Below are 8,657 nucleotides of genomic sequence, written 5' to 3' on the forward strand. Positions count from 1 at the left end.
CGGGGACATGCGTGGACAGGATTGCCCGGAGTGCCGGTGGGTGCAGGTCGTCGACAAGGCGGGCCGACGCCGGTTCGAGATGCGGTGGCAGCTGCCGATCGCGGCCCCGGCCGCCGAGTCGCTGGCCCGCGCCGCCTGACACCCGCGACCCGCAGGTTCCCCCGGGCTCCCGGCGGGTAGCGCGCGGAGGCCGGTCCGGTGAGCAGCACCCGGTCCGGCCCGCCCTACCGCACCGGAGGAGAACCATGTCGTCGCCCCGTCCCGAGTCCCAGCCCGCCCAGCAGCAGAGCGTTCCCGGCACCCTCGGGGCGATGGACCCCAAGCCGGACCACGGCGAGGAGAGCTACACCGGCTCCGGCCGGCTCGCCGGCAAGGCCGCCGTCATCACCGGCGGCGACAGCGGCATCGGCCGCGCGGTCGCCATCGCCTTCGCCCGCGAGGGCGCCGACGTCCTCATCTCCTACCTGAACGAGCACGAGGACGCCCAGGACACCGCCAGGTACGTCGAGGACGCCGGCCGGAAGTGCGTCCTCGTCCCCGGTGACCTCTCCGACCGCGCGCACGCCAAGACGGTCATCCCCAAGGCCGTCGAGGAGTTCGGCCGGGTCGACGTCCTGGTCAACAACGCCGCCTTCCAGATGAGCCACGACTCGCTGGACGAGATCTCCGACGAGGAGTGGGACCACACCCTCGCCACGAACCTCTCCGCCATGTTCACGCTGTGCAAGGACGCGCTGCCGCACATGCAGCCGGGCGCCTCGATCATCAACTCCTCGTCGGTGAACTCCGACAACCCCAGCCCCAACCTCATCGCCTACGCGATGACCAAGGCCGGCATCGCCAACTTCACCGCCTCGCTCGCCCAGATGCTGGCCGAGAAGGGCATCCGGGCCAACAGCGTCGCCCCCGGCCCGGTGTGGACGCCGCTGATCCCCGCGACCATGCCCGAGGAGAAGGTCGAGAGCTTCGGTCAGCAGGTGCCGATGGGCCGGCCCGCGCAGCCGGCCGAACTGGCGCCGGTCTACGTGCTGCTGGCCAGCGACGAGTCGTCCTACGTCTCCGGCGCCCGCATCGCCGTCACCGGCGGCAAGCCCATCCTCTGACGCGCCCACTGTTGATCAGGTGACCTGGTCGTTCCGGGTCCTGGCTCACCACCGGTGCTGAGCCAGGACCACCGGTGATCAGGTCACCTGATCATCTTTGGCGGCGGCGGCGGCGGCGGCGGCGACGGCGGCGATGTCGGCGGGGCGGACCCGGCAGCAGCCGCCGACCAGCCGGGCGCCCGCCCCGATCCAGCCGGTGACGGCGTCCGGGGCGACGCCGGGGGTACCGGCCCAGCGGCGGGCGGCCGCGTCCCACACCTCGCCGCTGTTCGGGTAGACCACGATCGGCTTCCCGGCCGCGGCCGCCGCGGCGATCGTGGGGCCGATCGCGGCGGGCGCGGTGCAGTTGACGCCCACCGCGACCACCTCGGGCACGCCGGCCACCATGGCGTACACGTCGGCCGCCCGTTCACCCCGGCGCGTGCGGGGCACCCCCGCCTCGTCCAGGACGGTGGTCAGGGACAGCCAGACGGGCACACCGAGGGAGACGGCCTCGGCGACCAGCGCGCCGGCCTCGGCGGCCGCGGGCACGGTCTCGCAGGCCAGCACGTCCGCGCCCGCCTGCGCCAGCAGCTCCATCCGCGGCCGGTGGAAGGCGCGCAGCGCGGCAAGGCCCACCTCCGCCACGTAGCCGCCGGTGTACTCCGAGCCGTCGGCCAGCATCGCGCCGTACGGGCCGACGGAGCCGGCGACCCAGCCGTCCCCCTGCCCCTCGCGGGCCAGGAGCACCGAGCGCTCGATCAGCGCCTGCGCCTCGCGCCGGGTCAGCCCGGCCCCCGCGAACCCCTCGAGGGTGGCCTGGTAGCTGGCGGTCGTCGCCACCTGGGCGCCCGCGGCGGCGAAGGCGGCGTGCGCCGCCACGATCGCCGCGGGGTCGTCGCGCAGCAGCCGCGCCGACCAGAGCGCCGAGGAGACGTCGGCGCCCCGCGACTCGAGCTCGGTGGACAACCCGCCGTCGAGCACGACGGTTCCGGCGGCGAGGGCGGCGGCGAGATCAGGCATGGCTGCCATCCTCCTGCGGTACCTCCCTGCCGTGGTGTTCATCTGGAGCAGTGGCTGGGGTCCGCGACGACGGCGGCGTGGTCCGCGCTACGGCGGTGGCTACCGTGGGCACTACGCGGGCCACTACGGCCGCGGGTACGGCGGGTACGGCCCGCCCCGCGGGTACGGGCGGCGGAACGACTCCTGCCTGCGCGACCTGCTGTTCCTCAACACCGGCTGCTGCCTGGCCAACGCCGTCGGGTGCGGCCTGGAGCTGATGCTCGTCGCCCCGCGGTCGCTTCCGGCGATCCGGGCCGGCCAGGAGGGCACCGGCGCGGCGGCCCGCCTGGTCGCCGCCGTCCGCTTCTACCAGCGCGAGATCAGCCCGAAGCGCCGGCCGTGCTGCGCGTTCACCCCGACGTGCTCGGCCTACGCGATCGAGGCGCTGGAGACCCACGGCGCGCTCCGCGGTTCCTGGCTCACGCTGCGCCGGCTGGTCCGCTGCCGTCCGGGAGCCGCCGGCGGCGCCGACCCGGTCCCCGCCTGACGCGGGCTCGGAAAGCCTGCTGCGCCGTGCGGGGCAGGCCGCCTACCGTGCGTCCGTGATTCCCGGGTCCGAGGCCACGGCCGGCGTCGCGACCTGGCAGGACCCCGGCTGGCGGAGCGCCTCCCTCGACTGGGCCGTCGAGCAGCTGGCCCGCACCGGCCGGCAGCTCGACGGTCCGCCCGAGCAGCCGCACGTCCGGGCCTGGTCGACGGCGTTCCGGCTGCCGCTGCGCGGCGGGGGCGCCGTCTGGCTCAAGTCGGTGGGCCCGGGCTCGGCGCACGAACCCCCGCTGGCCGAGGCTCTCGGTCGGTGGGTGCCCGGGCACGTCCTGGTCCCGCTCGCGGTGCACCCGCAGCGCCGGCTGCTGCTCCTGCCCGACGGTGGGCGCACGTTGCGGGCGGCCGGGTCGGCCGACCTGGCCGCCTGGGAGGCGATGGTCCGCGCGCACGCGCGGCTGCAGCTGGCCCTGGTCCCGCACGCCGGTGCGCTGCTGGAGCTCGGCGTGCCCGACCACCGGCCGGGGCGGCTGCCCGGACTGGTCGCCGACCTGCTCGGCGACGACGGGTTGCAGCGCCCCGGCCGCCCCGGCGGGCTGGCGCAGGCTGACCGCGACCGGGTCCTCGCCGACCTCCCCGGGTACGCGCGGGCGTGCCGTGCGCTGGCCGCCGGCCCGGTCCCGCCCACGCTGCAGCACGACGACCTGCACGACGCCAACGTGTTCGTCGACGACGGGCACCACCGGTTCTTCGACTGGGGTGACGCCTCGGTGTCGCACCCGTTCCTGACCCTGGTGGTGGCGCTGCGGTTCGCCGCCCACGTGCTCGGCCTGGCGAACGGCGACCCCGGCCTGCTCCGCCTCCGCGACGCCTACCTCGGGGAGTGGCGGGACCTCGGCCCGTCCGGCGAGCTCCGGGAGCTGTGCGCCCTGGCCCTGCGGATCGGCCCGCTGCAGCGGGCGCTGACCTGGCGCCGGATCCTGCGCGGCGTGCACGAGGCCGAGCGCGCCGAGTGGGACGGGCAGGTGCCCGGCTGGACCGCCGAGCACCTGGCCCCGGGCCCGCTGGCGGCCGGCGCCTGAACCGCGTCGGCCACACTGTCCCGGTGCCCGCAACCGACGACGCCTCCGGTGACCTGCCGGTCACCGGGTCCCTCGTCGTGCCCGCGGCCGCCCTGTCGTGGCGGTTCTCCCGCAGCTCCGGGCCGGGTGGGCAGGGCGTGAACACCGCTGACTCCCGGGTGGAGCTGTCGGTGTCGCCGCTGGACCTCCCGGGCCTCGGCGACCCGCAGCGTGCCCGGCTCGCGGCGCGGCTCGGCGAGCGGCTGGTCGACGGCGTGCTGACCGTCGTCGCGAGCGAGCACCGGCAGCAGCTGCGCAACCGGCAGGCCGCGCGCGAGCGGCTGGCGGCCGTCCTCCGTGCCGCGCTCGCCCCGCCGGCGCCGGCCCGCCGGCGCACCAAGCCGACCCGGGGCTCGAAGGAGCGCCGGATCGAGGCGAAGAAGCAGCGCGGCCAGCTGAAGAAGCAGCGCCGCAGCTGGGACTGACGGCGGGACGCCCCCGCGAGGACGTCCCGCCCCCGCTCAGCTCAGCCGCTGCTCCAGGTGCACGGTGACCTCCTCGCCCGCGCGGCTCTTGCCGATCGCCGAGCAGATCGCCGCGCGCAGCGGCAGCCAGTGCGGGCCGATGCCCGACGGCATGAGGGTGGCGGCGAAGGCGTGCCCGTCGGCCGTGCCGGTCACCTTCACCGCCCGGCGGGTGCCAAGCAGCTCGGCGGAGCCGGGCACGACCAGGTAGGTGGGGAACGCGCCGTCCTTCTCGATGGGCGCGGTGAAGGTGACGTCGAGGTCGGTGGGGGAGCTCATGCCTCCTCCGACTGCCGCGACGCCGGCAACTCATCGCAACGCCGCCGCAGGAACGCGCGCTCGCGGTCGTTGCCGGCCAGCGCCAACGCCGCCCGGTAGGCCTCGAGCGCCTCGGCCGGGCGGCCCAGCCGGCGCAGCAGGTCGGCGCGCACGGCCGGCAGCAGGTGGTGGCGGGGCAGGTCCAGCCCCTCGACGAGCGCGAGGCCGGCGGCCGGTCCGGCCACCTCGGCGACGGCGACGGCGCGGTGCAGGGCGACCACCGGGCTCGGCGCCAGGGCCATCAGCTGGTCGTAGAGCGCCACCACCTGCGCCCAGTCGGTGCCGGCGGCATCGACGGCGTCGGCGTGCACCGCCGCGATCGCCGCCTGCACCTGGTAGGGCCCGGGCCGGTTGCGCCGCAGGCACCCGCGCACCAGGTCGTGGCCCTCCGCGATCAGCCGCCCGTCCCAGCGCGACCGGTCCTGCTCGGCCAGCAGCACCAGGGCGCCGTCGGCGGACGTCCGCGCCGGCCGCCGGGCCTCGGTGAGGAGCATCAGCGCCAGGAGCCCGGCCACCTCCGGCTCGTCGGGCATCAGCTCGGCGATCAGCCGGCCCAGCCTGATGGCCTCGGCGCAGAGATCCTCGCGCACCAGGCGGTCCCCGGACGAGGCGGCGTGGCCCTCCGAGAACACCAGGTAGACGACGGCGAGCACGGCCGGCAGCCGGTCCGGGAGCTCGGCGTCCGCCGGGACCCGGTAGGGGATGCGCGCGTCGCGGATCTTGGCCTTCGCGCGGACCAGGCGCTGGGCCATCGTGGGCTCGGGCACCAGGAACGCCGCCGCGATCTCGGCGGTGGTGAGGCCGCCGAGCAGCCGCAGGGTGAGCGCGACCCGGGCGGGCGCGGCCAGCGCGGGGTGGCAGCAGGTGAAGACGAGCCGTAGCCGGTCGTCGTGCACGGGTCCCTCCTCGACGTGCTCCGGGGCGCTGACGAGCAGCGCGGCCTGCGCGTGCCGGTCGGTCCGGACGGACTCCCGCCGCCAGCGGTCGATCGCCCGGTTGCGGGCGGTCGTCACGATCCAGCCGGCCGGGCTGGGCGGGACGCCGTCGACCGGCCACCGCCGGAGGGCCGTGAGGAAGGCGTCCTGGACCGCCTCCTCGGCGGCGTCGACGTCGCCGAGGAGGCGGATCAGGACGGCGACCGCCCGTCCGTGGTGCTCGCGGAAGACCCGCTCGACCTCGGCGGTGGCGTCGGACACGGGGGCAGCGGGTCCGGAGTCAGAAGGCCTGGGCGACGGGCCGGACCTCGACCGGCAGGCCACCGAGCGCGCGGGCGAGCTTGCCGGCCCAGACCAGGGCCTGGTCCAGGTCGTCGACCTCGATGAGGTCGAACCCGCCGACGAACTCCCTGGCCTCGGCGTAGGGGCCGTCGGTGACCAGCACGTCGCCGCCCTCGGCGCGGACGACGGTCGATGAGTCCGGCTGGTGCAGCGCGGCGGCGAAGACCCACACACCCGCCGCCTGCATCTCCTCGTTGAGCGCGGCGAGATCCTTCATCACCGGCTCCAGGTCCTCCGGCGAGGGGACCTCTCCGACCGGCTGGACGATGTTGAGCAGGTACTGGGCCATGGTTCCTCCTGGGGTCGGGCGCCGGCCGCGTGCCGGTCGCTCACCCCCTGTACGAGCGGGGACCGGCCGGATCGACACCTCCGCGCTCGACTTTTCCAGCACGTCCACGGGCCGCGCCAGCACCTCCGGAGCGGCCCGGGCGAAGCGGCCGCGTGCTCCTCAGCCGGCGAGGACGGCGGCCATCACCCGCCGCGCCCGCCGCCCCTCGGGCACCGGCAGCAGCGCGTGCACGTGGACCAGACCCTCCTCCTCGTGGTGATCGACCTGGACGCCGGCCGCGCGGGCGCGGTCGACCAGCAACCGGGTGTCCGGGCTGGTGATGTCCCGGGTGCCGCTGAAGACGGTCAGGGGACCGAGCCCGGCCAGCTCCCCGAACAGCGGGCTCACCAGCGGATCGGTCAGCGGGAGCGTGCCCCGCCAGAGCTCGATCGCCGCCCGGGTGCCGGGGCGGGCCAGCCAGGGGTCCTGCGGCTCCACCAGGTCGATCTCCGGGTTGGCCAGGGTCAGGTCCAGCGCCGGCGAGACGAGCACCGTCCGGTGCAGCGGCGGCACGCCCCGGTCGAGGAGGAGCTGGGCGGCGGACAGCGCGATCTGGCCGCCGGCCGAGTCGCCCATCACGGTGACCCGCCCGGCGCCGTGCCGGTCGACCAGCGCGCCGATCAGGTCCGCGACGGGCGGCACCACGGTCGCCGCCGTGCCCACCGGCGCGAGGGGGTGGACCGGCACGGTGATCGCGGTGCCGCTGCGGGCGGCGAGCCGGGCGACCAGGCGCCAGTGCAGGGGGTGGATCTGGTTCACCCAGGCACCACCGTGCACGTACACGGCGGCACGGTCCGGCGTCCGGCCGCGGGGGAGGACGCGGTAGACCGGCCAGCCGGTCGTGTGGTGGACGTCCACCACGACCTCCACCGGGCCGAGTCCGCGCGGTGGCCCGTACCGCACCGGGCGCAGCAGGCGCTCCTGCACGCCCCGCAGCATCAGCTCGGGGCGCTCGAACTCCCGCCGGAAGCGGAGCAGGCGCATCAGCGGGGGGAGCAGGCGGGCGGCAGGGCTGGGCACGAGGCCTCCGGGATCGACAGGACGGCGGTCAGCTCAGGGAGAGCGGTTCGCGGACGAGCACCCACAGCGGCAGCTCGTCGTCGGTCGTGCGGGTCGTCTCCGCCACCTGGAAGCCGAACCCGCGGAGGAACCGCACGTTCGCCCAGCCGAAGACCGCCGCGGCGGCGGGGGTCTTCTCCGCGTCGCAGCGCACCAGCACCGGCGCGAGGACGGCGGCGGCCAGCCCCCTGCGGCGGGCCGACGGGCGCACCCCGAGGTGGCGCAGCCACCAGTGCGGCTGGCCGGGCCGGGCCGCGGTGAGGAAGGCGTCGGTCTCGGCCACCGCGCGGGCCCGCGGCCCGCTCAGGTAGGGCAGCTCCCGGGCGAGGGCGGCCCGGACGTCGTCGGCCAGCGGACGGGTGCCCTCGGCGCCGGCCGGCGGCTCCCAGACGGCGACGGCGTCGAGGGCCTCGGTCACCCAGGCCGTGCCGGTGGACACCCCGCGGTGGGCGGCGTCGAGCTCGTGCAGCCGGGTCAGCCGCTGCATCCGGCCGTCGTCGGGCAGGGCCCAGCGGACCCAGCGGGAGTCGGCCAGCGCGACGGTGAGCGTGGCGGCGATGGCGGGCACGTCCCGCTGCTCGGCGACGCGGACGTCGGGCCCGGGTTCGTCCGGGTCGTCGATCCGCCGGACGATCGGGCCGGGAGGGGTCACCCCCGAATTCGACCACGCCCGACGACGACGGGGGCCGCCCCGGGTGGGACGGCCCCCGTCGTGGTGGGCGTTGCGCCCCCTGCGCCGCGGCAGGGGGAGGCGTGCTCAGACGGCGTCGAAGCCGGCGCGGTCGACCTTGCGGTGGTAGCGCTCGCCCAGCTTGCCGCCGAGGATCGCGCCGAGCAGCGTCAGCAGCAGCACGGCGACCAGGGCGATGATGCCGCCGGTCGTGGCGGTGCCCTCGTCGATCGGGATGCGCGGCAGGTTCAGCTGCTGGAGCACGTTGTACTCCGAGCCGAAGACCAGGCCGGCGATGGCGAGCGCCAGGACGACGAGCAGGCCGATGACCCACACGGCGATGCCCTGGCGGACGCCGTCGAAGCGCGCCATCCGGCCGGCGACGTAGCCCCCGGCCAGGTAGGCGAGGAACAGGACGACCAGCAGGACGATGCCGCCGACGATGCCGATCGTGCTCGCCTGCTCGGTGGCCTGGTCGACCGACGGGAGGCCCTCGGTGAACCCGATGGCGACGCCGGCGGCGCTGATCAGCGCGATCAGCAGGACTGCCAGCCCGTTGGCGGAGAGCCAGCCGAAGAACGCCGCGCCCCACTTGATGCCGCCGTAGCGGGAGTGCTGCGCGTCGACGGCGTCACGGCCGGCGCCGCGGGTGGAGTGCGCTCCGTCCGGGCGGATGCCGGTGTCGTCGCCGTGCGCGGAAGCGGGTGTGGACATGGGGAGGCCTGCGTGCGGGTCGCCCGGCTCGCCGTCGAGTACCGGCAGCAGTTCAGGAAGGACGTCGTCATCGACCTCG

The 8,657-nt window shown here is 76.1% G+C and carries 12 protein-coding genes; 5 read left to right on the forward strand and 7 right to left on the reverse strand.

Features of this window, described 5'->3' with window-relative positions; all coding sequences use genetic code 11:
- The first annotated feature begins 7 nt into the window (after window positions 1-7).
- Together O2W17_RS21915 and O2W17_RS21920 are read left to right on the forward strand one after the other, a co-directional pair.
- Entirely contained in the window at window positions 8-139 is a 132-nt protein-coding gene (locus O2W17_RS21915) for a hypothetical protein (RefSeq protein ID WP_269194608.1), read from the forward strand.
- A 106-nt stretch (window positions 140-245) separates the two neighbouring features.
- Complete coding sequence (locus O2W17_RS21920) at window positions 246-1,103, forward strand: SDR family oxidoreductase (RefSeq protein WP_269194609.1); 858 nt, start codon at window positions 246-248, stop codon at window positions 1,101-1,103.
- 78 nt (window positions 1,104-1,181) lie between these two features.
- Here the strand turns inward: O2W17_RS21920 and mmuM are convergent, their stop codons facing one another.
- The gene (mmuM, locus tag O2W17_RS21925) at window positions 1,182-2,105 is read right to left on the reverse strand and encodes a homocysteine S-methyltransferase (protein ID WP_269194610.1); all 924 of its coding nucleotides are present in this window, start codon (window positions 2,103-2,105) and stop codon (window positions 1,182-1,184) included.
- Here mmuM and yidD point away from each other — a divergent pair.
- From yidD to arfB, 3 genes are read left to right on the forward strand one after another with little or no spacing between them, the layout of a single operon-like run.
- Window positions 2,104-2,631, forward strand: coding sequence for a membrane protein insertion efficiency factor YidD (gene yidD / locus O2W17_RS22335; protein WP_269194611.1), 528 nt, complete (start codon window positions 2,104-2,106; stop codon window positions 2,629-2,631). The genes mmuM and yidD overlap by 2 nt on opposite strands.
- Before the next feature lie 55 nt (window positions 2,632-2,686).
- Window positions 2,687-3,709 (forward strand): phosphotransferase, encoded by a 1,023-nt coding sequence (locus tag O2W17_RS21935; protein WP_269194612.1) that lies wholly within the window; start codon window positions 2,687-2,689, stop codon window positions 3,707-3,709.
- A 23-nt stretch (window positions 3,710-3,732) separates the two neighbouring features.
- Window positions 3,733-4,173 carry an alternative ribosome rescue aminoacyl-tRNA hydrolase ArfB gene (arfB, locus tag O2W17_RS21940; protein WP_269194613.1) on the forward strand — a complete coding sequence of 147 codons (441 nt, stop codon included), beginning with the start codon at window positions 3,733-3,735 and terminating at the stop codon, window positions 4,171-4,173.
- Window positions 4,174-4,209: 36 nt separating this feature from the next.
- On the opposite strand, the gene O2W17_RS21945 is transcribed toward arfB, so the two are convergent.
- The 6 genes from O2W17_RS21945 to O2W17_RS21970 all read right to left on the reverse strand — a co-directional run bounded on the left by O2W17_RS21945 (window position 4,210) and on the right by O2W17_RS21970 (window position 8,578).
- A complete protein-coding gene (locus O2W17_RS21945; RefSeq protein WP_269194614.1) occupies window positions 4,210-4,491 on the reverse strand; it encodes a DUF1905 domain-containing protein in 282 nt (93 codons plus the stop codon).
- The gene (locus tag O2W17_RS21950; RefSeq protein ID WP_269194615.1) at window positions 4,488-5,726 is read right to left on the reverse strand and encodes an RNA polymerase sigma factor; all 1,239 of its coding nucleotides are present in this window, start codon (window positions 5,724-5,726) and stop codon (window positions 4,488-4,490) included. The genes O2W17_RS21945 and O2W17_RS21950 overlap by 4 nt, the downstream gene beginning before the upstream one ends.
- Before the next feature lie 19 nt (window positions 5,727-5,745).
- A complete protein-coding gene (locus O2W17_RS21955) occupies window positions 5,746-6,096 on the reverse strand; it encodes a YciI family protein (protein WP_269194616.1) in 351 nt (116 codons plus the stop codon).
- A gap of 159 nt (window positions 6,097-6,255) precedes the next feature.
- The gene (locus O2W17_RS21960; protein WP_269194617.1) at window positions 6,256-7,155 is read right to left on the reverse strand and encodes an alpha/beta hydrolase fold domain-containing protein; all 900 of its coding nucleotides are present in this window, start codon (window positions 7,153-7,155) and stop codon (window positions 6,256-6,258) included.
- Window positions 7,156-7,183: 28 nt separating this feature from the next.
- The gene (locus O2W17_RS21965; RefSeq protein WP_269194618.1) at window positions 7,184-7,846 is read right to left on the reverse strand and encodes an N-acetyltransferase; all 663 of its coding nucleotides are present in this window, start codon (window positions 7,844-7,846) and stop codon (window positions 7,184-7,186) included.
- 105 nt (window positions 7,847-7,951) lie between these two features.
- On the reverse strand, window positions 7,952-8,578 hold the full coding sequence (locus O2W17_RS21970; RefSeq protein ID WP_269194619.1) for a hypothetical protein: 627 nt from the start codon (window positions 8,576-8,578) through the stop codon (window positions 7,952-7,954).
- Between the last annotated feature and the right edge of the window lie 79 nt (window positions 8,579-8,657).

Origin of the sequence: Blastococcus sp. VKM Ac-2987, assembly GCF_026967805.1 — a bacterium.
In the GTDB taxonomy this organism is placed as follows: Bacteria; Actinomycetota; Actinomycetes; order Mycobacteriales; family Geodermatophilaceae; genus Blastococcus.

Excerpts from the sequence above, each read along its gene's own strand:
- O2W17_RS21920 (WP_269194609.1), top strand. The coding sequence starts at position 246 with ATGTCGTCGCCCCGTCCCGAGTCCCAGCCCGCCCAGCAGCAGAGCGTT.
- O2W17_RS21915 (WP_269194608.1), top strand. The coding sequence starts at position 8 with ATGCGTGGACAGGATTGCCCGGAGTGCCGGTGGGTGCAGGTCGTCGAC.
- mmuM (WP_269194610.1), bottom strand. The coding sequence starts at position 2,105 with ATGCCTGATCTCGCCGCCGCCCTCGCCGCCGGAACCGTCGTGCTCGAC.
- O2W17_RS21955 (WP_269194616.1), bottom strand. The coding sequence starts at position 6,096 with ATGGCCCAGTACCTGCTCAACATCGTCCAGCCGGTCGGAGAGGTCCCC.
- yidD (WP_269194611.1), top strand. The coding sequence starts at position 2,104 with ATGGCTGCCATCCTCCTGCGGTACCTCCCTGCCGTGGTGTTCATCTGG.
- O2W17_RS21970 (WP_269194619.1), bottom strand. The coding sequence starts at position 8,578 with ATGTCCACACCCGCTTCCGCGCACGGCGACGACACCGGCATCCGCCCG.
- O2W17_RS21945 (WP_269194614.1), bottom strand. The coding sequence starts at position 4,491 with ATGAGCTCCCCCACCGACCTCGACGTCACCTTCACCGCGCCCATCGAG.